At 66.5% G+C, this 23,781-nt stretch carries 25 protein-coding genes; 15 read left to right on the top strand and 10 right to left on the bottom strand.

Annotated features, from left to right (window positions below; genetic code table 11):
* Window positions 1-37 precede the first annotated feature (37 nt).
* From CXR42_RS11655 to CXR42_RS19905, 4 genes are all read left to right on the top strand, one after another.
* A complete protein-coding gene (locus tag CXR42_RS11655) occupies window positions 38-910 on the top strand; it encodes an ROK family protein (RefSeq protein ID WP_103257687.1) in 873 nt (290 codons plus the stop codon).
* Entirely contained in the window at window positions 901-1,638 is a 738-nt protein-coding gene (locus CXR42_RS11660; protein WP_103257688.1) for a copper homeostasis protein CutC, read from the top strand. The genes CXR42_RS11655 and CXR42_RS11660 overlap by 10 nt, the downstream gene beginning before the upstream one ends.
* Window positions 1,616-2,383 carry a hypothetical protein gene (locus CXR42_RS11665; protein WP_103257689.1) on the top strand — a complete coding sequence of 256 codons (768 nt, stop codon included), beginning with the start codon at window positions 1,616-1,618 and terminating at the stop codon, window positions 2,381-2,383. The genes CXR42_RS11660 and CXR42_RS11665 overlap by 23 nt, the downstream gene beginning before the upstream one ends.
* A gap of 100 nt (window positions 2,384-2,483) precedes the next feature.
* Window positions 2,484-3,308 (top strand): TolB family protein, encoded by an 825-nt coding sequence (locus CXR42_RS19905; RefSeq protein ID WP_103257690.1) that lies wholly within the window; start codon window positions 2,484-2,486, stop codon window positions 3,306-3,308.
* On the opposite strand, the gene CXR42_RS11675 is transcribed toward CXR42_RS19905, so the two are convergent.
* Complete coding sequence (locus CXR42_RS11675; protein ID WP_103257691.1) at window positions 3,305-3,556, bottom strand: DUF378 domain-containing protein; 252 nt, start codon at window positions 3,554-3,556, stop codon at window positions 3,305-3,307. The genes CXR42_RS19905 and CXR42_RS11675 overlap by 4 nt on opposite strands.
* A gap of 27 nt (window positions 3,557-3,583) precedes the next feature.
* The gene (locus CXR42_RS11680; RefSeq protein WP_103257692.1) at window positions 3,584-4,057 is read right to left on the bottom strand and encodes a hypothetical protein; all 474 of its coding nucleotides are present in this window, start codon (window positions 4,055-4,057) and stop codon (window positions 3,584-3,586) included.
* Between the two features lie 297 nt (window positions 4,058-4,354).
* Here CXR42_RS11680 and clpB point away from each other — a divergent pair, with 297 nt between their 5' ends.
* Both clpB and CXR42_RS11690 read left to right on the top strand, forming a co-directional pair.
* Window positions 4,355-6,970, top strand: coding sequence for an ATP-dependent chaperone ClpB (clpB, locus tag CXR42_RS11685; protein WP_103257774.1), 2,616 nt, complete (start codon window positions 4,355-4,357; stop codon window positions 6,968-6,970).
* A gap of 156 nt (window positions 6,971-7,126) precedes the next feature.
* Window positions 7,127-7,657 (top strand): pyridoxamine 5'-phosphate oxidase family protein, encoded by a 531-nt coding sequence (locus CXR42_RS11690; RefSeq protein ID WP_103257693.1) that lies wholly within the window; start codon window positions 7,127-7,129, stop codon window positions 7,655-7,657.
* A 75-nt stretch (window positions 7,658-7,732) separates the two neighbouring features.
* Here CXR42_RS11690 and CXR42_RS11695 read toward each other — a convergent pair whose 3' ends face one another.
* Window positions 7,733-9,589: an AI-2E family transporter gene (locus tag CXR42_RS11695; RefSeq protein ID WP_103257694.1), complete on the bottom strand. Its 1,857-nt coding sequence runs from the start codon at window positions 9,587-9,589 to the stop codon at window positions 7,733-7,735.
* A gap of 211 nt (window positions 9,590-9,800) precedes the next feature.
* On the opposite strand from CXR42_RS11695, the gene CXR42_RS11700 reads away from it, so the two are divergent.
* Window positions 9,801-10,250 carry a hypothetical protein gene (locus CXR42_RS11700; RefSeq protein WP_180996042.1) on the top strand — a complete coding sequence of 150 codons (450 nt, stop codon included), beginning with the start codon at window positions 9,801-9,803 and terminating at the stop codon, window positions 10,248-10,250.
* A 107-nt stretch (window positions 10,251-10,357) separates the two neighbouring features.
* Here CXR42_RS11700 and CXR42_RS11705 read toward each other — a convergent pair whose 3' ends face one another.
* The gene (locus CXR42_RS11705) at window positions 10,358-10,519 is read right to left on the bottom strand and encodes a DUF1328 domain-containing protein (RefSeq protein ID WP_103257696.1); all 162 of its coding nucleotides are present in this window, start codon (window positions 10,517-10,519) and stop codon (window positions 10,358-10,360) included.
* Between the two features lie 240 nt (window positions 10,520-10,759).
* On the opposite strand from CXR42_RS11705, the gene CXR42_RS11710 reads away from it, so the two are divergent.
* The 3 genes from CXR42_RS11710 to CXR42_RS11720 are packed head-to-tail and all read left to right on the top strand — an operon-like array spanning window position 10,760 to window position 12,691.
* The gene (locus CXR42_RS11710; RefSeq protein WP_103257697.1) at window positions 10,760-11,392 is read left to right on the top strand and encodes a hypothetical protein; all 633 of its coding nucleotides are present in this window, start codon (window positions 10,760-10,762) and stop codon (window positions 11,390-11,392) included.
* The gene (locus CXR42_RS11715; RefSeq protein ID WP_103257698.1) at window positions 11,392-11,814 is read left to right on the top strand and encodes a phage holin family protein; all 423 of its coding nucleotides are present in this window, start codon (window positions 11,392-11,394) and stop codon (window positions 11,812-11,814) included. Before CXR42_RS11710 ends, CXR42_RS11715 begins: the two co-directional genes overlap by 1 nt.
* On the top strand, window positions 11,807-12,691 hold the full coding sequence (locus CXR42_RS11720; protein WP_103257699.1) for a DUF3618 domain-containing protein: 885 nt from the start codon (window positions 11,807-11,809) through the stop codon (window positions 12,689-12,691). Before CXR42_RS11715 ends, CXR42_RS11720 begins: the two co-directional genes overlap by 8 nt.
* Window positions 12,692-12,726: 35 nt before the next feature.
* Here the strand turns inward: CXR42_RS11720 and CXR42_RS11725 are convergent, their stop codons facing one another.
* Genes CXR42_RS11725 through CXR42_RS11735 form a run of 3 tightly spaced genes read right to left on the bottom strand, consistent with a single transcriptional unit; the run spans window position 12,727 to window position 15,175 of the window.
* Window positions 12,727-14,415, bottom strand: a complete 1,689-nt coding sequence (locus tag CXR42_RS11725) for a sensor histidine kinase (protein ID WP_103257700.1) — start codon at window positions 14,413-14,415, stop codon at window positions 12,727-12,729.
* A gap of 2 nt (window positions 14,416-14,417) precedes the next feature.
* Window positions 14,418-15,002, bottom strand: coding sequence for an RNA polymerase sigma factor (locus CXR42_RS11730; protein ID WP_103257701.1), 585 nt, complete (start codon window positions 15,000-15,002; stop codon window positions 14,418-14,420).
* Window positions 14,999-15,175, bottom strand: a complete 177-nt coding sequence (locus CXR42_RS11735; RefSeq protein WP_103257702.1) for a NepR family anti-sigma factor — start codon at window positions 15,173-15,175, stop codon at window positions 14,999-15,001. Before CXR42_RS11735 ends, CXR42_RS11730 begins: the two co-directional genes overlap by 4 nt.
* Before the next feature lie 158 nt (window positions 15,176-15,333).
* On the opposite strand from CXR42_RS11735, the gene CXR42_RS11740 reads away from it, so the two are divergent.
* The 3 genes from CXR42_RS11740 to CXR42_RS11750 all read left to right on the top strand — a co-directional run bounded on the left by CXR42_RS11740 (window position 15,334) and on the right by CXR42_RS11750 (window position 18,838).
* Entirely contained in the window at window positions 15,334-16,143 is an 810-nt protein-coding gene (locus tag CXR42_RS11740) for a response regulator (protein WP_103257703.1), read from the top strand.
* Window positions 16,144-16,197: 54 nt separating this feature from the next.
* On the top strand, window positions 16,198-17,775 hold the full coding sequence (locus CXR42_RS11745; protein WP_245875424.1) for a phospholipase D-like domain-containing protein: 1,578 nt from the start codon (window positions 16,198-16,200) through the stop codon (window positions 17,773-17,775).
* Window positions 17,776-17,905: 130 nt separating this feature from the next.
* Complete coding sequence (locus CXR42_RS11750; RefSeq protein ID WP_146038056.1) at window positions 17,906-18,838, top strand: PRC-barrel domain-containing protein; 933 nt, start codon at window positions 17,906-17,908, stop codon at window positions 18,836-18,838.
* 54 nt (window positions 18,839-18,892) lie between these two features.
* On the opposite strand, the gene CXR42_RS11755 is transcribed toward CXR42_RS11750, so the two are convergent.
* The 3 genes from CXR42_RS11755 to CXR42_RS11765 form a co-directional block, all read right to left on the bottom strand.
* The gene (locus CXR42_RS11755) at window positions 18,893-20,518 is read right to left on the bottom strand and encodes a CHASE domain-containing protein (protein ID WP_180996043.1); all 1,626 of its coding nucleotides are present in this window, start codon (window positions 20,516-20,518) and stop codon (window positions 18,893-18,895) included.
* 163 nt (window positions 20,519-20,681) lie between these two features.
* Entirely contained in the window at window positions 20,682-21,167 is a 486-nt protein-coding gene (locus CXR42_RS11760; RefSeq protein ID WP_146038057.1) for a hypothetical protein, read from the bottom strand.
* 111 nt (window positions 21,168-21,278) lie between these two features.
* Window positions 21,279-21,764: a fasciclin domain-containing protein gene (locus CXR42_RS11765; protein ID WP_103257708.1), complete on the bottom strand. Its 486-nt coding sequence runs from the start codon at window positions 21,762-21,764 to the stop codon at window positions 21,279-21,281.
* A gap of 272 nt (window positions 21,765-22,036) precedes the next feature.
* Between CXR42_RS11765 and msrP the strand changes: the two genes are divergently transcribed.
* Together msrP and msrQ are read left to right on the top strand one after the other, a co-directional pair.
* A complete protein-coding gene (gene msrP, locus CXR42_RS11770; protein WP_103257775.1) occupies window positions 22,037-22,939 on the top strand; it encodes a protein-methionine-sulfoxide reductase catalytic subunit MsrP in 903 nt (300 codons plus the stop codon).
* Window positions 22,939-23,547: a protein-methionine-sulfoxide reductase heme-binding subunit MsrQ gene (gene msrQ, locus CXR42_RS11775; RefSeq protein WP_103257709.1), complete on the top strand. Its 609-nt coding sequence runs from the start codon at window positions 22,939-22,941 to the stop codon at window positions 23,545-23,547. Before msrP ends, msrQ begins: the two co-directional genes overlap by 1 nt.
* Window positions 23,548-23,781 lie beyond the last annotated feature (234 nt).

A 23,781-nucleotide genomic window follows, 5' to 3' on the forward strand; every position in this document is an offset into this window, starting at 1 on the left:
CAGGGCTGTCAAGACTGGCGGAAACGGTGGGGGCGGGATGATCCTGGCATTCGATATTGGCGGCAGCCGGATCAAGGCGGCGGTCTGGGACGGGGCGTTGCGGCCGGTGGGCGAGGTGGCGACCCCGGCGGGTGATCTGGCGGCGTTCACGGCGGCGATTGCGGGCTTTGCGGCGGGCCGTGCGGTGACGGGGATCGCGATCTCGATCGCGGGGGTGGTGGACCCGGCCAGCGGCGTGGGCACGGTGGCGAATATCCCGGCCATCGACGGGCTGGCGCTGGGGCCGGCCTTGCGCGCGGCAACGGGGGTGCCGGTTCTGGTGCTGAACGATGCCGACTGCTTTGCACTGGCCGAGGCGTTTCATGGCGCGGGGCGCGGGCATGGCACGGTTCTGGGCGTGATCCTGGGCACGGGTGTCGGCGGCGGGTTGGTGATCGGCGGTCGGGTGGTCACGGGTGCGGGGGGGTATGCCGGGGAATGGGGCCATGGGCCGGTGATCCGGGGCGAGTTTGCCCTGCACTGCGGCTGCGGGCAGGTGGGCTGCATCGACACGATCGGTGGCGCGCGGGGGCTGGAGCGGCTGCACCTGAAGCGGACGGCCGAGTTGCTGGGGTCCGAGGCGATCATCGCCGGCTGGATCGCGGGCGAGGCCGAGGCGGGCGAGACGATGGCGCTGTGGCGCGAGTTGGTGGCGGGGCCGCTGGCGATGGCGGTGAACCTGGTCGGCGCGGATGTGCTGCCGGTCGGTGGTGGGCTGAGCCGGGCACCCGGGCTGGTGCGCTATCTGGACGAGGCGGTGCGGGTCCGCATCCTGCGGCGGACCACGGGGCCGCTCTTGGTGCCGGCGGAGTGTGGGGCGGATGCGGGGCTTCTGGGTGCGGCCATGGCGGGGCAGGCGGCATGGGGCTGATCCTGGAGGTCTGCGTCGACAGCCTGGCGGGCCTTGCGGCGGCTGTGGCGGGGGGTGCGGACCGGGTGGAATTATGCTCGGCGCTGGAACTGGGGGGACTGACGCCCTCGGCCGGGGTGATGGCGGCGGCGGCGGGCTGCGGGGTGCCGGTACTGGCGATGATCCGGCCACGTTCGGGGGATTTCGTCTGGTCTGAGGCCGAAGTGGCGGCGATGCTGGCGGATATTGCCGCGGCGCGGGTGGCGGGGTTGGCCGGGGTGGTGCTGGGGGCATCGCTGCCGGACGGGCGGCTGGATGTCGGGGTGCTTGAGCGGCTGGCCGCGGCGGCGGGAAGGCTGGACCTGACGCTGCACCGCTGCTTCGACCTGGTGCCGGATATGGACGTGGCGCTGGAGGAGGCGGTGGCGCTGGGGTTCCGGCGGGTGCTGACCTCGGGCGGGGCGATGACGGCGGCGGCGGGCGAGGCGCGGATCGGGCGGCTGGTCGAACGGGCGGCCGGGCGGATCGCGGTGATGGCGGGGGCGGGGGTCACGGTCGAGACCGCTCCGGGTTTGCTGGCGGTGGGGGTGCGGGAGTTGCATGGGTCCTGCGCCGAGCCGGTGGCCGCGCCCGGAAAGGTTTCGGAAATGGGTTTCGGGCCTAAGATCGCGCGGCGGACAAGTGCGGCACGGGTGCGGGCGCTGAAACAGGTCATGGAGGCTGCGGGTGGAGTTCAACGTCACGTATGACCGGCCCGATCCGGGTGAGGGGCCGCTGACCGTCGGCTGGTTTCTGGCCAGCGACAAGGGGGCGGTGCTGTATGATCCGCCTGAGCGGGTGATGATCCGGCCGCCGAACCGGGGGCACGCGAAAAGCGCCGCGCGCTGTCCGGCGGTGGTGCAACTGGAAAGCCGGTATTTCCTGGTGAAATGCCCGTTCGACCTGCACATCGCGTTCCAGCGCGATGACAAGGGCAAGGCGGTGCTGGTCAACCGGGCGGGGGCGACGTCCCCGATCCGGTCGGGCAAGCTGAACGAGGTGCTGACCCTGGTGAGCGAGGCGGAGTGGCGGTTCCCGGACCGGCCGACGATCCAGTTGCACCTGCCCTACTGCTTTATCGCCGACGAGCCGGTGTGGATGTCGCAACTGTCGGCCTTTGCGCATTACCGGGCGGACCCTTTGCCGGGAACGATCTTTGGCGGGCGCTTCCCGATCTCGATCTGGCCCAGGCCGTTGATGTGGGCGTTCGAATGGCATGAGCCGGGGAAGGACCTGATCCTGCGCCGGGGCGAGCCGTTGTTCTATGTCCAGTTCGAGGGGATGGACCCTGCGCGGTCGGTGCAACTGGTCGAGGCCGAACGGACGGCCGAGTTGCAGGCCTATCTGGAGAAGCTGTCGGGGGTGGTGAACTATGTCAGCCAGACCTTCAGCCTGTTCAAGGCGGCCGAGGCGGTGCGGCCCAAGCGGTTGCTGGTCCCGAAGGGGCGGGAGTAGCGCCTGTGGCTGGCCCCGGGGGACTTCGCGTCCCCCGGACCCCCTGCGGGATATTTGTGCCAGTATGAAAGCGCAATTTTAGTCAAATTGGAGGGGCGCCGTGCGCAGCATCATCGAGACCTATGAGGTTGACTCGGGCCGGGTGCGCGAGGTGCTGGCGGTGGAGGGGCGGATCGAGGCGCCGAACTGGGCGCCTTCGGGTGATTGGCTGTTGGTGAACGGCGAGGGGCGGTTGTTCCGGGTGCCCTTGGCGCGGCCGGGGCTGGAGCCGGTGGACAGTGGTCCGGCGGTGCAATGCAACAATGACCACGGGATCAGCCCGGATGGGCGGTGGATCATCCTGTCCTCGCACCACGAAGGCGCGGGGTCGCAGGTTTACGTGATGCCGGTGGAGGGGGGGGCGCCGGTGAAGGTCTCGCCCCAGAGTCCGAGCTGGTGGCATGGGATCTCGCCCGACGGGCGGGTGCTGGCCTATGTCGCGGCAAGGGGTGAGCGGCGGGTGATCGATGTCTATACCCTGGTGCCGGGCGAGGAGGAGCGGCGTTTGACCCAAGGCGAGGGGCATTGCGACGGGCCGGATTACAGCCCGGATGGGACGCGAATCTATTACAACTGCGACCGGACGGGGCAGGCGCAGATCTGGGTGATGGCGGCGGATGGGACGGGGCAGCGTCAGCTTTTCGAGGACGATCAGGTGAACTGGTTCCCGCATCCGTCACCCGACGGGCGGCATCTGTTGTACCTGGCCTATCCGCCGGGAACGACCGGTCATCCGGCGGATCTGCCGGTGGCGCTGGTGCTGTGCAACCCGGAGGGCGGCGATCGGCGGCGGGTGCGGGAGTTCATCGGCGGGCAGGGGACGATCAACGTCCCCTGCTGGGCACCGGATGGCCGGGCCTTTGCCTATGTGCGCTATGAGCCTTAGGGCCGATGGTCGCCGGGGCGTGACCCGGGGGCTGTGACCACGGCCGGCGTGTGGTCAAGGCGCGCGGGCAGGCGGATGATCTGCCAGATCGCGCACAGGCCGACGAGGATATAGACCAGCCGGGCCAGCGGGGCGGTCTGTCCGCCGAAGATCGCGGCGACGAGGTCGAATTCGAAGGCGCCGACAAGCAACCAGTTCAGGCCGCCGACGATCAGAAGGATTTGCGTGACAAGGTCGAGGGTGCGCATGGGAAACTCCGTGTTGCTGCGGAGGTTTCAACCCTGGGGTGCAGTGTTTGTTCCGATCCGTTTGATGGGAAAGGCGGCGCGTCGGGGTGGCGCAGGCTGGTCTGCGCGTTGGTCCGGGGCATCATCAGGCAAGACGGCCTGCAGCACGGGTTGCAGATGACGCGGATCGCCCCAGACCGAGATATAGACCTCGGGTGGGAAACCGTTGGCCAGATGCTCGGGCGTGAGGTCGATGATGCGCACGCGGAGGTCATCGCCATGGGCGAGGCTGGGCGAGACGATCTCTTCGGCCAGGGGGCCGAGATGGCCCAGAAGGGCTGCGCGGTGGCGCGGGATCAGGCCGAGGAAGGGCTGGCGCACTCGGGCGAACACGCCGACGCGACCATCGGACAGCCGGTCCAGCCAGGCGGTGTCGCCGATGGACAGGCCGGTGCGGGCGACGTGGACCGTCAGGCCCTCGACCGGGGCCTTGTGGATCAGGGGAAGTTTCGCGTCGGTCATGGGCCGGCCTTTCGGGACGTCTGGACCGGTCCACAAGGGGACGCCCCGCCGCGGATGGCAAGGCGATGTGGGCTGCGGTCCGGTGCATGCGCCGGGGGCCGCGCAAAGGATGGGCGGCAATCGGCGGAGAAAGGCCGAAGGCTTGCGCCGGGCGGGATGCCGCAGGGTCGGATTTTGTGCTGTGCGGGGATTGCAAAGCCGGGGCCCTGCGCCCACCTCTGGCGCAAGGCCCCAGGCGCGCGTGCTGGATCTCCGGGCGGCGCCAGGTCGGGGTGCTTCACAGGAAGGAGAATGCCGATGAATTTGGAGAAATTCACGGAACGGTCGCGTGGTTTCCTTCAGGCCGCGCAGACCATCGCGATGCGGGAAAGCCACCAGCGTGTGCTGCCCGACCATCTGCTGAAGGCGCTTATGGATGATGACCAGGGCCTGGCGGCGAACCTGATCCGCAAGGCGGGCGGGTCGCCGGAACAGGTCAATGCGGCGGTCAATGCTGCCATAGCCAAGCTGCCGAAGGTGTCGGGCGGCGACGGGCAGACCTATGTGGACCCGCAGCTTGTGCGGGTGCTGGACGAGGCCGAGACCGTGGCGAAGAAGGCCGGCGACAGCTTTGTTCCGGTAGAGCGGCTGCTGACGGCGCTGGCGCTGGTGAACACCCGCGCGAAGGATGCGCTGACGGCGGGGGCGGTGACGGCCCAGGGGCTGAACACGGCGATCAACGAGGTCCGCAAGGGGCGGACGGCGGACAGTGCTTCCAGCGAAGACACGATGGAGGCGTTGAACAAGTACGCGCGCGACCTGACCCAGGCGGCGCGGGACGGCAAGATCGACCCGATCATCGGCCGGGACGAGGAGATTCGGCGGGCGATGCAGGTGCTGTCGCGGCGCACGAAGAACAACCCGGTCCTGATCGGGGAGCCAGGCGTCGGCAAGACTGCCATCGCGGAAGGGCTGGCGCTGCGGATCGTGAACGGCGACGTGCCGGAGAGCTTGCGCAACAAGAAGCTGATGGCGCTGGACATGGGCTCGCTTATCGCCGGGGCCAAGTATCGCGGCGAGTTCGAGGAGCGGCTGAAGGCTATCCTGAAGGAGATCGAGGCGGCGGCGGGGGAGGTGATCCTGTTCATCGACGAGATGCATACTCTGGTCGGCGCGGGCAAATCCGAAGGCGCGATGGATGCGGCGAACCTGATCAAGCCGGCTTTGGCGCGGGGCGAGTTGCATTGCGTGGGTGCGACCACGCTGGACGAATACCGCAAGCATGTGGAGAAGGACGCGGCGCTGGCCCGTCGCTTCCAGCCGGTCTTTGTCGAGGAGCCGACGGTCGAGGATTCGATCAGTATCCTCCGCGGTATCAAGGAGAAGTACGAGTTGCACCACGGGGTGCGGATCACCGATGCGGCCCTGGTTGCGGCGGCGACGCTTTCCCACCGCTACATCACCGACCGTTTCCTGCCGGACAAGGCCATCGACCTGATGGACGAAGCCGCCTCGCGTCTGCGGATGGAGGTGGATTCCAAGCCCGAGGAGCTGGACGCGCTGGACCGGCAGGTGCTGCAGTTCCAGATCGAGGCCGAGGCCTTGAAGAAAGAGGACGACGCGGCGTCGAAGGACCGGCTGGAGAAGCTGGAACGCGAGTTGGCCGAGTTGCAGGAGAAGTCTGCAGAACTGACGGCAAAGTGGCAGAACGAACGGGCCAGCCTTGAGGCGGCGCGGACGTTGAAGGAACAGCTGGACGTGGCGCGGGCTGAACTGGAGCAGGCCAAGCGCGAGGGCAACTTCGCCAAGGCGGGCGAGTTGCAATACGGTCGCATCCCGCAGCTGGAAAAGGACTTGGCCGAGGCGGAAGCCAAGGAAGGCCAGGCTCTGGTGGCCGAGGCCGTGCGGCCCGAGCAGATCGCCGAGGTGGTGGAGCGTTGGACGGGCATTCCTACGACCAAGATGCTGGAAGGCGAGAAGGAAAAGCTTCTCAAGATGGAAGAGGAGTTGGGCAAGCGCGTCGTCGGGCAGCAGACTGCAGTGGAAGCCGTGAGCCGCGCCGTTCGCCGGTCGCGCGCCGGGCTGTCGGATGAGAACCGGCCGCTGGGCAGCTTCCTGTTCCTGGGCCCGACCGGCGTTGGCAAGACCGAGTTGACCAAGGCGCTGGCCGAGTATCTGTTTGACGACGACGGCGCGATGGTCCGCATCGATATGTCGGAGTTCATGGAGAAGCATTCCGTCAGCCGCCTGATCGGGGCGCCGCCCGGCTATGTCGGGTACGACGAGGGCGGGGTGCTGACCGAAGCCGTGCGGCGTCGCCCGTATCAGGTGGTCCTGTTCGACGAGGTCGAAAAGGCACACCCTGACGTGTTCAACGTGCTGTTGCAGGTGCTGGACGACGGTCGGTTGACCGATGGTCAGGGCCGGACGGTGGACTTCAAGCAGACGCTGATCATCCTGACCTCGAACCTTGGGGCGCGGGCCTTGTCGGAACTGCCGGAGGGGGTGGATGCGTCGGGCGCGAAGGCCGAGGTGATGGAAGCGGTGCGCAGCCACTTCCGGCCCGAGTTCCTGAACCGTCTGGACGAGCAGATCATCTTCGACCGGCTGAACCGGGGCGACATGTCCGGGATCGTCGAGATCCAGTTGAAGCGGCTGGAAGCCCGGCTTGCGGCGCGGAAGATCATCCTGGACCTGGACGAGACCGCCAAGGCCTGGCTGGCGGACGAAGGTTATGACCCGGTGTTCGGCGCGCGGCCCTTGAAGCGGGTGATCCAGCGTCAGTTGCAGGACCCCTTGTCCGAGATGCTGCTGGCTGGCGAAGTGCTGGACGGCTCGGTCCTGCGGGTGACGGCGGGGCCGGAGGAGCTGATCATTGGCGACCGGGTGGTGCAAAGCCGGCGTGAGCGGCCGGCGCAAGCGGTCGTCCATTAAGCTGCACTCTCAGGCGAGGGGCCGGGGTCTTTGTGACCCCGGCCCCATTTTCATTTCGGGGTGAAAATTTTTCATCACTGGCGGGAACCTTCCGGCGCCGCACGCGTTTGTCAGCCAACAGGTGGCTGCGGTCACCCCCCGATCCCGAGGACTTACATGACCCAGACCACCAGCGGCGTGGACGGCCAGAGCGTTACGTCCCAGAATCCCGAGATGGACCCCATCGAACCCGGCCGCGTCTGGGAGATGATCGAAGGGATCGACATCGCGATGCTGGTCACCTGTTCGGACCAGGGGATGCGCGGCCGGCCGATGTCGACGATTCCGCAGCAGGACAAGGGTGTGATCTACATCCTGACCGAAAGCGACTCGGCGGCGGCCAAGGATATCCGGGTCAATGGCTCGGTCTTTCTGTCCTATCAGGGCCGGGGCGACCATGTGGCGATGCATGGCCAGGCCGTGGTCGATCCGGACAAGGCGCTGGTGAAGGAACTGTGGAACCCCGGGGCCGAGGTGTTCTGGCCTAAGGGACCCGAGGCGCATGACGTGGTTGCGCTGGTGGTGGACCCGGACCGGGCCGATGTCTGGGACGGGCACGGGCTGTTGCGGGGAATAGCGAATATCGTTCGTGGTGCAGTGAAGGGACGGTCCCCCGATCTGGGGACGAGGGGGCAGGTCGATCTCTGACGCCATGAAGGGGCGGGACAAGTGCCCGCCCCGACTTATTGGAAAGGCCGGGCATTTGCCCGGCCTTTTTCGCATTCAGGCGGCGGCCGAAGCCGTGGGGCGGAAGGCGGCGGTCAGTGTCTCCTCCATCCCCAGCGCGACAAAGTCGGCCTGGGCGATCTGCGGTTTGGCGGTATCGTGCGGCGGCCAGAGCGCAAGGCCGATGCGGACGCCCGGCAGACGGCGGCGCAATTGGCGCAGCTGGTAATCAACCGAAGGCGGCGGCGCCGGGTCAAGCGTCACCAGGATCAAGGTTTCGGGCGCAAGGTCGCCCAGAGCGCGGGGCAGGAGCGAGCGATGGGGCAGGGCGACGGAGGCCGCACCCTCGGCCCGGAGAGCCTGGGACAACATCGTGGCGGCCGCGTCGTCCAGCACCGTCCGCGCGCCCATCACCGCGACGCGGCGGTCAAGCCCATCCAGCAGACCGTTTGTCGCAAGGGGCGCATCTGCGGTGTCCGCCGTCGCTTCGCCTGCGGTGGCAAGTTCATCCTCGACCACGGCCTCGAGATCCTCGGTCAGGATCCAGGCCGAGCGGGCGATGCGGTTGGTCTGGTACTGCGACAGAAGCCCCGCCTCGCTGTCGGCCTGCGCGAGTGCCAGCGCCGGAATGGCGCTGCGGTCGTAGTAGTCGGCGAGGTAGTGCTGCGCGGTGCCGGTCGCGGCGGATTCGGTGAAGGCGAAGCTTTGGCCAGCCAGAAGCCGGTCGTAAAGCCGGGCGGATTCGGCCAGCACCGGTTCATCCCCCAGCATGATCGGGAACAGGCGCAGGCTGGGCACATGGTGGCCGACGACCACCAGGCAGACGGTCAGCGGCGTGGCCATGATCAGGCCGACCGGCCCCCAAAGCCAGGTCCAGAACATCGCCGACACGATCACCGCCAGCGGCGAGACGCCGGTACGCTGGCCGTAGAACCACGGCTCGATGAAGTTCGAGGTGACGAATTCCACGACCAGGAACAGCGCCCCGGTCCATAGGACAAGGGACCAGTCGGGCGATACGGCGAACGCCATGAGCAAAGGCAGGATCGCCGAGATCGCTGAACCGATATAGGGCACAAAGCGCATGACCAGCGTGACCAGCCCGAAGAACAGCGCGTTCGGCACCCCGATCAGCCACAACCCCAGCCAGATCGGCACCGCATAGATGATGTTCACCACCAGTTGCGCCACGAGGTAGGTCGAGACGCGCGACCCCGCCTCGGCCAGAAGCCGCGAGGTGGCCAGGATGTTGGTCCCGCCGATCAGCTGCACCAGACGGTCGCGCAGGGCCGCGCGTTCCAGCAGGGCGAAGATGACCACTACAAAGACCAGGCCGAAGATCCCGACCGGGGTCAGCGCGGGCAGGATGACGCCGGTCAGCCAGTCGCGCAGGCCGGTATGCTCGACAACCTCGACCTTCATCGTCGGGTCTTCGGGCACGCTGGATTCAGCCTGAAGCCGGTCCGAAATGTTTTCCACGAGGCCCTGCAGATGCGAGATGACCCGGCCGTTGCCCGCGTCCAGCAGCGTGTCGATCTTGGTCAGCACATTGCCCTGATACTGCGGCAGGTTGGCCCCGATCTGGCTGATCTGGTAGGCAAGGATCAGGACGAATGACCCGACCAGCGTCGCGGCGGCCAATACGGTCAGCACGACCGACAGCGTGTCCCGCAGGCCCCGGCGGCGCAGGAAGTTGACGACCGGCGTGAGGATGAAGGCGATCAGCATCCCAAGCGCCAGCGGCAGGAACAGATCCTTGGCAACATAAAGGATGACGCAGACCACGATGATGGTGGCCAGTGTGCGCAGCGATGCGACAGAACCCGACACGGCAGCCTCGGCCGTGGGGGGCGTGGTCAGACCGGGTGGGCCGGAGGCCACGATTGCACTGTCCTCGGCCTGGCGGTCCGGCATGTCTGCCCCCTGTGTCTGACGCTCCCGTCACGCGACGGCGCCCGCACGGAACGGGCCCGTGATAACGGGGCCGGTGCTGGGCCGGTTCCCTTGGCACGCACGGGTGCCCGTCGCGCGTCGGGAACCGGGCGCGCGGTCCGGGGGTTACCCTGCGCTAGCCCTGCGCGGAGGAACGCCCATGTGCCCGAACCTGCCCCCCCGGAAAGTCACCTTGCTGAACGAAGCGGCGCTGGACCTGCCATTGAACATGCTGGGCGAGGCCGGTGACCTGATGATCGTTGCCGGCAACTCGCTGGTGCGGATGACGCTGGCCGAGTTGTCACTGCCCGGTGCGCAGATGATCTGGACGGATTTCCGGCAAAGCGCATCGCTGCGGCATCTGCATGCGGCGATCCAGGACCGGGGCGGGCTGGACCGGCTGGTCCTTGCCGGCAACGGTCAGGATGGCGAGGCGATGTTCTCGGTCATGTGTGCGGTGTTGACGTTTCTGCCGGCGCTGCGCAGCCGTCCCGGTGCGGACGTGATCCTGGCGATACAGGACGGCCCGGCGCTGGGGTCGCTGCGCAGCTTCTTGCAGGGCATGACCGCGCGCCTGCGCAAGGACCGCATCCGCGTGCTGCTGCAGATCATGCCCGAGCGCCTGCATCCCGTCGCTGCGTGATCATTCGGCAGTTTCCTGACGAACTGACATGAAAAAAGGGCTGCAACCGAAGTTGCAGCCCAGGCGAGGGATAACGGCAGGGAAAGAACCGTTTCCTCGGGGGTAGGTCAGCGGCGCAGGGCGCCGCGGAACAGCGAGATCACGAACAGCACCAGGAAGATGAAGAACAGGATCTGCGCGATCCCGGCCGAGGTGCCCGCGATGCCGCCAAAGCCAAGAACGCCGGCGATGATGGCGATGATGAGGAATGTGACTGCCCAGCTAAGCATGGTGGTCTCCTTCGGTCAGGGCGCATGCTGCACCCGTGTGTCGATTTGCCGAGACAACCCCGGCCCCAGCTTGCCGGTTCCCGGGCGGCTGCAAGATTTTCACTTGCGGCGCCGACTGGCCGATAGCGGGGGCGGCCGGGAACCGAACGGCGGTCTGGGGCATTGACAGGGCGTGACGTGAGGCTCCGCAGGCCGGACGCCCGCAAACGCCTTTACCCCGGATTTTTCAGGAGAACCGCCATGAACGGCAGCTACAAGAAATCGACCGACGAGAACGGCAGCAATCTGGCGCAGAATCTGGCCGACACGGCCAGCGAAACCGGCAGCGCCGCCATGGACAAGGCCAGCGACGCGATGGACGCCGGCAAGCGCAAGCTGAACCAGACGGCCGAAACGATGAAGGACACTGCGTCCGAGGCCATGGACGAGGGCCGTTCGCGGATGGCCTCGGTGATGGACAAGGCGCAGGACGCCAAGGAGGCGATCGTCGCCGGCGCCGGATCGACAATGGCGGCGGTGCGCGACGTGGCGGTGGAAAAGGCCGATGCTGCGCGGGAAACCCTGTCCGATGTCGGCGACCGGCTGGCGGCGACGCTGCAGCGGTCGGCGGATGGTGAGGACGGCGATGCACTTAAGACCCGCGTCCTTGGCAGCGTGGCGCAGGGGTTGACCCAGGCCTCGGACGTGCTGCGCCAGCGTTCGGTCGTCGATCTGGCGGATGACGTCAAGACGCTGGCCCGCCGGCATCCCGGTGCCTTCATGGCTGCCGCGGCCGTGGTCGGCTTTGCCGCGGCACGCTTTGTGCGCTCGTCGGCGCAGCGGCGGATGGCCGGTGACGACCACGGCGACCGCAACCAGGGGCCGCGGGTCTGATGGCGGGCGGGACGGAACGGGCGACGGAAGGGACGGCGTCCCTTCTGTCCGAGGTGGCCTCGGGTCTTGGCCGGTTGGTGAAAGGTGAGCTGATGCTTGCCAAAGCCGAAGCGGTCGAGGGCGCCAAGGCGGCAGTGGGCGGTCTGATCAAGATCGCCGTTGCGGCCATTCTGGCGCTGGTGGGGCTGAATGTGCTGGCGGGGGCGGCCGTTGCGGCCCTGGCCGAGGCGGGCCTGGGGCCAGCCTGGTCGGCGGTGATCGTCGGGCTGGTGCTGGTCGGTGTGGCCGTGGGGCTTGCGCTGGCAGGGAAGGCCGCGCTGCGGCCGCAGGGCCTTTGGCCCGACCGGGCGGTGCGGGGCCTGCGGCGGGATGCCGAGGCGGTGCGCGGCGCCATGAGCGAAAAAGGAGTGCGACATGTCTGACTTTGACAGCCACGAGATCGAACGGTCGCTGGAGCGCGACCGGATGCAGTTGGCGGAATCGCTGGCGGCCTTGCACGACCGGCTTAGCCCCAGCGCGCTGATGTCGCAGGGGAAAGAGGCGCTGGTCTCGCAGGCCGCGCCCCTGCTGTCGCGGGTGGATCACGCGGTGCGGGCACAGCCCGTGGTGGCGGCGGTCGCCGGTGTCGCGGTGGCGGCACTGATCCTGGGCCGCCTGCGCGAAAAGGAGGAGCCGCACCCGGCCGAGAAGTTCGAAGCGATCACGCGCTGGGAGGACGAGGGCGGTCTGCCCATGCCGGAACCGGCCGATCCCGAGGAGGAATGGCTGCGCCAGGCCAAAAGCCTGCGGCTTCGCGCGCGGGACATGCTGCGGCAGATCGACCATGCGGCGCGGCGCAGTCTGGCCCCCGCTGCCGAGTTGGCAAAGCACCGGGCCGAAGTCATGGGCGCACTGGCCCGCGACACCAAATCGGCGCTGGAACACGGTCTGGGCGACTTGACCGAAGCCGCCCGGGCCGAGGCTTTGGAAGCGCGCGAGCGGGTCTATATGGCCAGCGTTGCGGCGGCGGCCAAGGGGCGGGAGGTAGTGGAGAACCATCCGCTTGCCTCGGGTCTGGCGATGATGGGCCTTGGCGCGGCGGTGGCCTGGATGTTCCCGCCGACCGAGGCCGAGGATCGCCTGCTGGGCGAAGCGCGCGACAGCCTGATGGACGAGGCGCGGGCCACGGTGAAGGCCGAGGTCACCAAGGCCAGTGATCTGGCGCAAAGCCTGCAATCCGCCCTGGGCCGCGACATCAGCCGCGCCCGGATGGTGCTGCGCCCTGAACATGCCTGGAGCGGTGCGGGCGTCCGTCACTGACATGGTGGGCCGGTCCCCCCTCAGGGGGCCGGCCGTCACGCGACCGGCGGGAAGGTCACGACGATCACCGAGCGGTCATTCTCGATCTTGATCGTCACCTTGCCGCGCAACTGCGCGGCAAACTGCGTGAGCATCCGCCGGGGCAGGGATGCCAGGCCCGAGGTCGTCTCGGGCAGGAATTCCGGCACCACTGGACCCACGACCTTCAGGCAGAGGGTATCCCCATCCTCGATCAACGAGACATCGACCCCCTCGTTCGCGACAGTGCGGGCGTTGAAATGGCAGCCGATGATCTCGGCGAGGGACATGGCAAGCGGGACGGCGGCTTCGACCGGCATGCGAAGCGGGTCGAAACGCTTGCGCGCCACGCCCAAGCCGACACCGTGAATCTCTTTCAGGCGACGGACCACGCCACCCAGGATTTCATCCATCGGCACGTCGCGGCGGCCGGTCATGCTGTACAGGCTGGAATGCGTGGACGACAGCGCGATGACCCGGTTGATCAGACCATCCAGGATCGCGCGCACATCTTCATCGCGGCTTTCGCGGCGGTACATGCGCATGACCGAGGCGATGATCTGCAGGCTGTTGCCGTTGCGATGGTTGACCTCGCGCAGCAGCACGTCCTTGTCGACGATGAGGTTCTGCAGTTCCGCCTCTTCCTGCTCGATCGTGCGGATCAACTGTTCGTAGACGGCATGCAGCTTCTGGATCTCGGCCGGGGCGTCGGTGATGTCGGGAACCATGATCCGGCTGCGGCTGTCGACATAGTCCGACATCGAGTTGGACAAGGCGCGCACATGGCGGACGACCAGGCGGGTCGAGGCGAAGCTGGCGGCCACCAGCGCGGCAAGCCAGGTCAGGACCGGGAGCAGATAGGGCGCGGCGGCGCTGGCCGGGCTGAAAGGGCCAGTGGCATCGCGCTGCCAGATCGACAGCAGGAACAGGTCACGGGCGACCGGCGTCACCGAAAGGATGCGCGGATCGCCCGGTTCGTCCAGCAGGATCGGCAACCCGTTGCGGGACGGCAGCGAGTCGATGGTGACCCCATCGGGCAGGGCGGAGAAGAGGTCGCGCTCGGGATCCGAGGCGATGAGCAGCGTGCCGTCCCCCCGCACGGTCGCCAGATAGCTGGGCCGCCACAACGCGACCGGGTCGGCATAATCCTGCGGCGCAACCGAAAGGTAGGGCAGCGAAATCGATATGATGCCGATCTGCGCCCCGTCCGCGCCGAAAATCGGGTGGCTGACCAGCACCACGGCTGTGCCTGAAACCGGGCCCTGCGGGTTATAGGCCACCATCGGCTCGGGCTTGGCGATCATCTGCTGGAACAGGGGGTTGTCCTTGAAGTCGTAGACGACATCGTTGGACGAGCAGGTCATCAGCCCCGTCATCGGCACATAGGCCACCAGCGTTGCCGAGGGGATACCTTGCGCCACGGCCTTGACCCGGCTTGAACATTCTGCCCCCTCGCGCAGGGCAAAGGACAGCGCCCCGGCCAGAACCCGGGCCGAGATCTGCGCATCGGTGATCAGGTCGATCTGTCCCTGCACCGCCTTGAGCGAGGCCCCGGCGACCCCTTCCAGGGTCGAGGCCACCACTTCGTCCTGCGCCATCTGCGTCTGCACCACGGACAGGATGCCCAGCGGCATCAGGGCAAGAACGAGCGTACTCCCCAGGCGGAAGCCCAGGGTGCTGGTGGACAGATTGCCTTTGCGGGCCAAGCCTAGACCGCAGTGGCTGAACGCAGAACGACCGCCTGCGTTGCCCCGTCGGTTCCCGAGAACAGGTTTTCGCCTTCCGCCAGGTGCAGGATCTCGGCAAGGCGCTTGCGGGCCCGGCTGGCGCGGCTTTTCACCGTGCCGACCGCCACACCCATCATGCCGGCCGCCTCTTCGCAGGAGAACCCGGAGGCGCCGACCAGGATCAGGACCTCGCGGTGTTCTGGCGACAGAAGGTCGAAGGCGCGCTGAAAGTCCTTGAACGCCAGCCGGGAATCATGGGCAGGCTTTTCCGACAGGGTCGCCGCGTGGACGCCGTCGGTATCCTGAACCTCGCGCCGAGTCTTGCGGAGTGCGGAATAGAAGGTGTTGCGCAGGATCGTGAACAGCCAGGCGTCCAGGTTGGTCCGGGGATCGAACTTGTCCATGTTTGACCAGGCTTTCAGGATCGTGTCCTGGACCAGATCGTCGGCCTGCGTGACGTCACGCGACAGACTGATCGCAAAGGCACGCAGCCGGGGGATCGCCCCCGCCAACCGATCACGCGGATCGATCACCGGCGTGGTATCAACCGCCGTGGCTTCGGTCATGACCTGTCGCCACCTTTCTCGGCTTCCTTGGCCTTGAGTTGCAGCAGCAACTCTCGGAACCGGTCGGGAAGCTCTTCGTTCAGTGCCGAGGTGTAAACCCGTTTCAGATTCTCGTCGATCTGCGCCCGGATCGCCTGCCTCTTCGGCGTATCCTCGTCTTTTTCTTTTCCCATTTCGCCTTGCTTCCCACTACTCACGCTGGACGAACGCTGTTCGTATACACCCGGTTCCCGGTGATCGACAAAACTCGCAAAATATTTTCCGGCGGTGGGAACCGGGCCATCCAAGGGGCGTTGGATTCGGGACAAACTGCGATGATGGAGAGATTTTGATGCTCGCACAGGAAACGGTGGATCTTTCGGCGACTGTCGCCCGCCACCTCCCCTATCTGCGCCGTTATTCCCGAGCCCTTACCGGAAACCAGGCCAGCGGCGACCGCTATGCGGTGGCGGTGCTGGAGGCCGTGGTGGCAGAGCCTACTACCCTGATGCAGCATGACGATCCCAAGGTCTCGCTGTTTTCCGTGTTCCATTCGGTCTGGTCCAGTTCCGGCGCCCCGGTGGCCGAGGCTGATGCCGGTCTGGCCGGGATGGCGCAGGCGCATCTGGCGAAACTGACCCAAAACTCTCGCGAGGCGCTGCTGTTGAACACCATTGAGGGGTTCGATCTGCGGGAAGTCAGCGCGATCATGGGCATCGACATGGACGAAGCGCGGCACCTGATCGACATCGCCCTGCGCGAGATGGAAGAATCGGTCCGCGGCTCGGTCCTGGTGATCGAGGATGAGGCGATCATCGCGATGGACATCGCCGCCATCGTCGAGGGCATGGGACATCGGGTCACCGAAAATGCCCGCACCCACAGCGAAGCGGTGAAGATGGCGGCGGCGGACAAGCCTGACCTGATCCTGGCCGATATCCAGCTGGCCGACAATTCCTCGGGCATCGAGGCGGTGAACGAGATCCTGTCGCAGTTCGGCGATATTCCGGTGATCTTCATTACCGCCTTCCCCGAGCGGCTTCTGACGGGCGAGCGGCCAGAGCCGGCGTTCCTGATCAACAAGCCCTACACCGAGGAGCAGGTCCGCTCGGCCGTCAGCCAGGCGATGTTCTTCTCGTCGACCGACAGCCTGCGCAACTGACCCGAAGGGCGGTTGCGCGGGACGGGATCGGCGCATAACGCTTGGCAGGTGCCCGTGCCTGATGCCGCCCCTTCCACCGACACCCCTGATCTGGCCGTGTTCGTCACGGCCGGCGAGGCCTATCCGGCATTGGAAAGGGCGTTCCTTTCGGCCGAGACCGAGATCATCGCGGGGTTTCGGGTCTTTGACCTTAAGACTCGCCTGCGCTCCGAGGAAGGGCTTGCGGTCGGGCGGACCTGGTTCGATCTAGTGATCCACACGCTACGACGTGGCGTCCGGCTGACCTTGATCCTGTCGGACTTTGACCCGGTCGCGCGGCCCCGGCTGCACCGCGCAACCTGGCGCACGGTGCGGATGTTCTGGGCGGCGGCGGATCAGGCCGGGCCGCAGGCGCAGTTGCGGGTGGTCCCGGCGATGCACTCGGCCGTGGCGGGGATCGGGCCGCGGCTTCTGTTCTGGCCGGTGGTCCTGTCCCGGCTGTTCCGGGTAAGCCGCTGGCTCGGGCGACTGGTCCCCCCGGAACGGCTGGCCGCGCTGCGCGAGATGCCGGGGCTGCGCCATCTGCTGGCCGGCCCGCCCGAGGACCGGCCGCGCCCCCGTGTGCTGGCCGTGCCGCCGCTTTACCCTGCAACGCATCACCAGAAGCTGGCCGTCTTTGACCGGCGACGGCTTTACATCGGCGGGCTGGATCTGGACGAACGGTTCTACGACACGCCCGACCACCGGCTTCCAGGTCACGAGACCTGGCATGACGTGCAACTGATGGTCGAAGGCCCGGTCGCCGCCGATGCCCAGGCCCACCTGGAGAGCTTCCTTGCCGCTGTCGCAGGGAAGGCCGAGCCACAGCCCGAGGCTTTGTCCCGCGACGGTTTGCGCTTTGTCCGCACCCTGTCGCGGCGGCGTTTGCGCGGCGCACGGCGGACCATCGCGCCCGAGTCCCTGGTGGCCGAGATCGAGGCCGCGCATCATGCCGCGATCGATCAGGTCCGGCGGCTGATCTATGTCGAGACGCAGTATTTCCGGGACCGCCGCCTGGCCCGGCATCTGGCGCGCGAAGCGCGGCGAAACCCGCAGTTGCAGATGATCCTGATCCTGCCAGCCGCGCCCGATGACGTGGCCTTTGAAGGCGCCACCGGGCTGGATGCGCGGTTGGGAGAGTTCCTGCAGGCCCGGTCGCTGCGCATTCTGCGGCGGGGCTTTGGCAGGCGGCTGTTCATCGGCGGTGCGGCGCAGCCACGGCGGACCCGGGCGCGCGGGCGGGCACAGCTGCGGGGCGCGCCGCTGGTCTATATCCATGCCAAGGTCAGCATCTTTGACGATCAGCGGGCCATCGTGTCGTCCGCCAACCTGAACGGTCGCTCGTTGCGCTGGGACACCGAGGCGGGGCTGGTCATCGAGAAACCCGAGGCCGTGGTCGAGCTGCGGCGCCGGCTGATGGAACACTGGTTGCCCAAGGGCGCGGGTGCGGATTTCTACGACCCTGACCGCGCGCTGATGGCCTGGTGGCGGCTGGCGGTGCGGAATGCGAAGCTGCCCCCGGATCGGCGCCGGGGCTTTATCTTGCCTTACGACCAGAAATCGGCCGAGGCGTTCGGTCGTGCCTTCCCCCTGGTTCCTGACGAGATGGTCTGAGAACCGGCGAAAACCTGCGCAGGTCCCGTGCCGCAGGGGAAACCGGCCGGAACCCGCCCCCTATCGCAACGTTGACCTGTGCAAGCGGCGCGAGGCGCCGCACCACCCTTGAGAGACACAGGAGATTCCCGTGAAAACTCTGCTTCTTACGACCGCCATGGTGGCGGGTCTTGCCGCTCCCGTCCTGGCCCAGGACGCGAACACCCTGTTCCAGACCGAGGCCGCCGGCCCTTCGGTTGCCGCCTCTGAACTGATCGGCGCGCGGATCTATGCCAGCGAAGCCGCCGTTGATGCGGACGCCTATGCGGGCGTCCAGGAAGGCTGGAACGACATCGGCGAAGTGAACGATGTGATCATCGGCCGCGACGGTACCGTGGATGCGGTGCTGGTTGATATCGGTGGCTTCCTGGGAATGGGTGAACGCCAAGTCGCCGTCGACATGGCCGCGCTGCGCTTTGTCCAGGATGACGCAACCGATGCGGACGACTGGTTCCTGGTGATGCAAGCCGACCGCGCCGCGCTGGACACCGCCCCGGAATGGGTGATGCCGAACGCCGACGCCAACGCCCAGACGGACGTGCAAGCGGACGCCCAGGCGGATGCCGCCACGGACGGCACCGCGACGACCGGCGATGCGGCGGCGACCGATGACATGGCGACCGACCAGGCCGCAGAAGAGGCGCAGGCCGATGCCGCGGCGACGGATGCTGCGACTGCCGACGCCAACGCGACCGCCGATGCCGGCACCCAGGGCTCGGTCGCGCTGCCGGAAGGCTATGTCGCGGTGGAACGCGAGACCCTGACGGCCGAGATGCTGACCGGGGCGAACGTGCGTGACACGAGCGACAACTCGATCGCCGAAATCTCGGATCTGGTGCTGACCGGCGAAGGTCAGGTCACCGATGTGATCCTGGACGTGGGCGGCTTCCTGGGGATCGGGGCCAAGACGGTTGCGATCCCGATGGATCGGCTGACCGTGGCCCAGGGCGGTGCCGGGGATGTGGCGATCTGGGTCGACATGACCAAGGAAGAGCTTGAGGCCCTGCCCGAGCACGACATGTAACCTGGGCCATCCGGCCAGGGTTTGGGGCCCGCGCCGTCAGGCGCGGGCCCTTTGCTATTGGGCGGCCAGCTGCACCCGCGGCGCCGTCGCCAATGGAAATGCCAGCCGGATCCGCAGACCCCCGGTGTGGTAGTTGCGGGTCAAGGTGCCCGACAGCTCTCCCTTCAGGCTGGCCTCGATCAGCCGCGAGCCGAAGCCGGCGGTCGGGGCCTGAGCCTCTTCCTCGCGGGGGAAGGTTTCGTTCCAGTCGACGACAAGCTGCTGGACACCGCCTGCATCGCGGGTTTCCGACCACGAGATGTGCAGCCCTTGCCCGTTGGACGACAGGCCGCCGTATTTCATCGCATTCGTCACCAGCTCATGCGCGACCATGGCGAAGGCGTGGGCCTGGCGTTCTTCCAGCCGGATGGCGGGGCCGTCCAGAAGATGCTCCACTTCGTCCGTGTCGAGGCACTGGCGCAGTTCGGTCCGCAGGATTGCCCGGACGTCGGCCTGCGGCAGGGCGGTACCTGCCAGGATCTCTTGCACGGCGGCCATGGCTTGCAGGCGCTTGTCGAAAGTTTCGGTAAAGCTTTTCACATCGCTGACACCGCGCGCGCTTTGGCGGGCGATCGACTGGATGCGGGCGATGTGATTCTTGATGCGGTGCTTCATTTCGCTAAGCAGAAGGCCGCGATAATCCGCCTCGCGCGCCGCCGCGTCGGCAAGGGCGCGGGCCTGTTCGGCCTCGTGCAGGCGGGCGTTGACGGCAGCCGCCGCAGCCCCGGCGAACAGAAGCGATATGAGCCCGACCAACAGGCTGCCCAGGTGTCGGCGATAGGGCGCAGGGGGGGACAGTTCCTGCACGGTAAAGCGCCACTGTCGGCCCACGATTTCCACCGTGCGTTGCAGGGTCAGGCCGCCGGGGTCGACGGCGTCCCGGCTGGAAAAGATCGGCTGGTCCGGTGCGCCGGTGTCTACGACGGTCACCGAGAATGGCAGGGGCGGGCCGGAGGCCAAGGCCGCTTGCACCAGATCGCCGCCGCGGAACGGCGCGTAGACAAAGCCGGTGACCGGTAACTCGTCCCCTTTGCCGAAGGCGAGGTAGATCAGGAAGCCGGTCTGCTTGTCCAAGGTGATCTCTTGCACCAACTCGACCGGGCCGCTCATCTGCGGCAGGCCGCTGGCGACCGCCCGGTCCATCGCCGCGCGGCGGGTCGTTTCATAATACATGTCAAAGCCAAGCGCGGCCAGGTTGCGGTCGGTGACCGGCCCGATCATCACGATCGGTGCGCGCCAGATCTCGTTGGTCTCGGGGCGGATTTCGGCCCTGATGCCGTAGCGGTTTTCGATCTCGACAGCGACAGCGTTGCTGGCCGAGACCGGGATCATCCGGGCAAAGCCGATACCCTGCACCCCGCCCAGTTCGTTGATGATGTCCACGGTGGCAAGGAACCGGTCGAAGGCCAGGCGGTCCAGTTGACCGCGTTCGGCGGCCAGAAAGCCGCGGGTGGCCTGCAGAAGGACGACATGCTTTTCCAGACGGTTGATGACCCGGTCGACGGCAATGTCGGCGGTCGTTTCAAAATCTGAACGCGTGCGCTGGGTTTCGACCACCCACACAGCCCAGACAAGTCCGGCCCCGAAGATCGAGGCGGCAAGAAAGACGACGACAGAAAGCGGCGCGATCCGCCGTGGCATCATCGCCCACCGAACTGGCTAGGGCGGTTGTCGAACGCGATACGCATCTGAAAAGCCCCTGTGGCGGTGCCAGGATACAACGTTCCCTATCCAGAGCGTGCCGTCAACTGGATGCGGCCGCAATCCAAGGTGGAATGCGGCCGCCCGCAAGCTTAACCTCGCGTTACTTCAGCCGGGTCACGACGCCTTCGGCAAACGCCTCCACCAGGCGGTTGTAGGCGCCCGTGGTATCGTTCGACAGGACGACCACGGTGCCCTCGGGCACGACGATCTGCGCGGTCTCAAGCGAGACGGTCAGTTCGTAGGCGTCATAGTTGGAGTTGTCGGTGTCATCCTTGATGTTCACCTGGCCCACCAGAACGGCATCGCCCAGATTCAGCTCGCGCTCGAAGGCGTTGGCAAGCTCGACCTCGCGGATGTCGATGATGATCTCGGCACCGTCATTCGAGGTGCGGTCGGTCACACGCGAAGCGATGGCGTTCTCGAGGTCGGCTTCCAGGTTCGCCCAGAAACTTGCTGCCTGTTCGTTCTGGATCGACGTCAGATCGGCGGTCACGTCGATGGTCTTGATCTGATCGACTTCGGCAAAGGCGGCAGTGGCCAGCACACCGGCAAGCGCGGTGGCGGCAAGGGTTTTCATTCGGAACATGGTTGTCTCCATTACTGATGCCGTTGGGGCAGTACGGAGACATAACGCTCCGCGGGTGTCCGGGTTCCCGCGGGGGATCGGGCGGGGGGACGTGCCCCCCGCCCTGCGGCATCAGCCTTCCGGCGGCAGGATGACTGCGTCGATGACGTGGATCACGCCGTTCGAGGCTTCGACGTCCGGGCCCGAGATCACGGCGCCGTTCACTTTCGGGCCGCCTTCCAGGGTGATGGTGACGTTCGCGCCCTGGACGGTCGCGGCGGTCATGCCTTCGGTCAGGTCGGTCGACATGACCTTGCCCGGAACGACGTGGTAGGTCAGGACAGCGACGAGCTGGTCCTTGTTCTCGGGCTTCAGCAGCTCTTCAACGGTGCCAGCCGGCAGAGCGGCGAAGGCGGCGTCGGTCGGTGCGAAAACGGTGAACGGGCCTTCACCCTTCAGCGTCTCGACCAGGCCGGCAGCTTCCAGGGCAGCGGCGAGGGTGGTGAACGAACCGGCCGCAACGGCGGTGTCGACGATATCCTTCGAGTGGCCGTCAGCGAAGGCGGGCATTGCGAAGGCGGTGGCGGCGGTCAGAGCAAGAAAGGTTCTGCGGATCATGTGGTGTCACTCCCGTTATGATCGGTGTGCCGTCATTGGCGAGAGGTATATGGTGCAGCCGCGGCATCGGATCACTGAAAGAAACCCGTAAGTTACACTTGTCCGTCGGCCTTTGCGCGCTAAGCCGGGGCCTGTTTTCGGATCAAGTCAAATGGATGTGAATTCAGGTGATGGGTCCATGGCCTGTTTCAACCCCGTCCCGCAGTCGTGAGGTGGATTGTTTTGCCTTTCATCGTGAAAGGCGCATGTTTGGAAAAAGCATGGAGAACAGAATGCGCAAGCTTGGCTGGTCGGACGTTACCCCGAAACCGCTGTGGCTGAACCGCCGGCAGCTTATTGCGGGCGGAGCGGCCGTGCTGGCCACGCCGGCGATGGCGCGGATCGAGGCCGCGCCCAGCAGGTTTTCGACCGATCTTGCGCCGAACACCTTGGAAGAGATCACCAGCTACAACAACTTTTATGAGTTCGGCACCGGCAAGGAAGATCCGGCGCGCTATGCTGGCGGCCTGACCACCGACCCGTGGTCCATCGTCATTGACGGTCTGGTCGAACGTCCGGGCACCTATGACCTGGCCGATGTGGTCAAGGACCGGCCGCTTGAGGAGCGGATCTACCGTTTCCGCTGCGTCGAGGCCTGGTCGATGGTGATCCCCTGGATCGGGTTCGAGCTTGCCGGCCTGCTGAACCGGGTTGGCGTGCAGCCTTCGGCAAAATTCGTCGCCTTCGAAACCCTCGTCCGCCCCGAAGAGATGCCGGGCCAATCCAGCCCCTTCATCGAATGGCCCTACCGCGAGGGTCTGCGTCTGGACGAGGCGATGCATCCTCTGACCATCCTTGCCACCGGCCTTTATGGCGAGGAGATGCCGAAACAGAACGGCGCGCCGATCCGGCTGGTGGTGCCATGGAAGTATGGCTTCAAGTCGATCAAGTCGATCGTGCGGATCACCCTGACCGACACGATGCCGGCCACGACCTGGAACATGCTGCAGCCGCAGGAGTACGGCTTCTATGCCAACGTGAATCCGCAGGTCGATCATCCGCGCTGGAGTCAGGCCAGCGAGCGGCGCGTCGGCTCGGGCATTTTCGCGGGCCGCGAGAATACGCTGATGTTCAACGGTTATGGGTCCGAAGTGGCGGCCCTTTATAATGGGCAGGATCTGGCGGTCGACTACTGATGGACCGGCTGAACGGTCTGGCCCGCCGACTGCCGACCTGGGTTGTCTATGTCCTGGGCGCGGTGCCCCTGGCCTTCCTGGTCTGGGGTGCGCTGACCGGCGGCCTTGGGGTCGAACCGGTAAAGGCGATCGAGCATCGCCTTGGCGAGCTGGGTCTGCAGTTCCTTCTAGGCTCGCTGGCCATCACGCCGCTACGGCGGGTGGGACTTAACCTGATCCGCTTTCGCCGCGCGCTTGGCCTGCTGGCCTTCTTCTATATAGCGCTGCATCTGGTGGCCTGGGTCTGGCTGGACATGGGCCTGCGCTGGACCGAGATGGCTGCGGATCTGGTGAAGCGGCCCTACGTGATTCTAGGGATGCTGGGGTTCGTCGCGATGATTCCCTTGGCGGCCACATCGACAAATGCCGCGATCCGGCGGCTGGGGCCGGTGGCCTGGGGCCGTCTGCACCGGCTGGCCTATGTCGCGATTCTGGCCGGTTTGGCGCATCTCGTGCTGCTATCGAAGGTCTGGACGGCCGAAGTTCTGGCCTATTCGGTGCTGGGTTTGGCGCTTCTGGCCCTGCGCCTGCTGCCCCGCCGCAAGGCGCGCGCCAGCCAGGTGTCCTGAGAGTCACAAAGTTTCAGCCGGACCACTCTTCTTGTGGCTATTCTTTCGCCAACCCCAAGATTTTGCGGCAGTTTCTTCTCTGCACAACTTTTTTGCCGGAATCGTATTTTTCCCTCTTGCGGGTTCCGACCTCTCTCCGTAAATACCGCCTCACCGAAACGGAACGGCGGCGGAAACGAAGCCTGGAAGGAACGGAAGCGGTGGTGAAACGCCGCGACGACAATCTGGAGGCAA

The sequence above is a fragment of the Tabrizicola aquatica genome (assembly GCF_002900975.1).
Lineage (GTDB): Bacteria > Pseudomonadota > Alphaproteobacteria > Rhodobacterales > Rhodobacteraceae > Tabrizicola > Tabrizicola aquatica.

What these genes read in the sequence shown, in the direction of transcription:
- CXR42_RS11680 (WP_103257692.1), bottom strand. Translation starts at nt 4,057, where the DNA reads ATGACCGACGCGAAACTTCCCCTGATCCACAAGGCCCCGGTCGAGGGC.
- CXR42_RS11765 (WP_103257708.1), bottom strand. Translation starts at nt 21,764, where the DNA reads ATGATCCGCAGAACCTTTCTTGCTCTGACCGCCGCCACCGCCTTCGCA.
- CXR42_RS11705 (WP_103257696.1), bottom strand. Translation starts at nt 10,519, where the DNA reads ATGCTTAGCTGGGCAGTCACATTCCTCATCATCGCCATCATCGCCGGC.
- CXR42_RS11675 (WP_103257691.1), bottom strand. Translation starts at nt 3,556, where the DNA reads ATGCGCACCCTCGACCTTGTCACGCAAATCCTTCTGATCGTCGGCGGC.
- CXR42_RS11660 (WP_103257688.1), top strand. Translation starts at nt 901, where the DNA reads ATGGGGCTGATCCTGGAGGTCTGCGTCGACAGCCTGGCGGGCCTTGCG.
- CXR42_RS11690 (WP_103257693.1), top strand. Translation starts at nt 7,127, where the DNA reads ATGACCCAGACCACCAGCGGCGTGGACGGCCAGAGCGTTACGTCCCAG.
- CXR42_RS11710 (WP_103257697.1), top strand. Translation starts at nt 10,760, where the DNA reads ATGAACGGCAGCTACAAGAAATCGACCGACGAGAACGGCAGCAATCTG.
- CXR42_RS11735 (WP_103257702.1), bottom strand. Translation starts at nt 15,175, where the DNA reads ATGGGAAAAGAAAAAGACGAGGATACGCCGAAGAGGCAGGCGATCCGG.
- CXR42_RS11715 (WP_103257698.1), top strand. Translation starts at nt 11,392, where the DNA reads ATGGCGGGCGGGACGGAACGGGCGACGGAAGGGACGGCGTCCCTTCTG.
- msrP (WP_103257775.1), top strand. Translation starts at nt 22,037, where the DNA reads ATGCGCAAGCTTGGCTGGTCGGACGTTACCCCGAAACCGCTGTGGCTG.
- CXR42_RS11755 (WP_180996043.1), bottom strand. Translation starts at nt 20,518, where the DNA reads ATGCCACGGCGGATCGCGCCGCTTTCTGTCGTCGTCTTTCTTGCCGCC.
- CXR42_RS11740 (WP_103257703.1), top strand. Translation starts at nt 15,334, where the DNA reads ATGCTCGCACAGGAAACGGTGGATCTTTCGGCGACTGTCGCCCGCCAC.
- CXR42_RS11655 (WP_103257687.1), top strand. Translation starts at nt 38, where the DNA reads ATGATCCTGGCATTCGATATTGGCGGCAGCCGGATCAAGGCGGCGGTC.
- CXR42_RS11695 (WP_103257694.1), bottom strand. Translation starts at nt 9,589, where the DNA reads ATGCCGGACCGCCAGGCCGAGGACAGTGCAATCGTGGCCTCCGGCCCA.
- CXR42_RS11760 (WP_146038057.1), bottom strand. Translation starts at nt 21,167, where the DNA reads ATGTTCCGAATGAAAACCCTTGCCGCCACCGCGCTTGCCGGTGTGCTG.
- CXR42_RS11720 (WP_103257699.1), top strand. Translation starts at nt 11,807, where the DNA reads ATGTCTGACTTTGACAGCCACGAGATCGAACGGTCGCTGGAGCGCGAC.
- clpB (WP_103257774.1), top strand. Translation starts at nt 4,355, where the DNA reads ATGAATTTGGAGAAATTCACGGAACGGTCGCGTGGTTTCCTTCAGGCC.
- CXR42_RS11730 (WP_103257701.1), bottom strand. Translation starts at nt 15,002, where the DNA reads ATGACCGAAGCCACGGCGGTTGATACCACGCCGGTGATCGATCCGCGT.
- msrQ (WP_103257709.1), top strand. Translation starts at nt 22,939, where the DNA reads ATGGACCGGCTGAACGGTCTGGCCCGCCGACTGCCGACCTGGGTTGTC.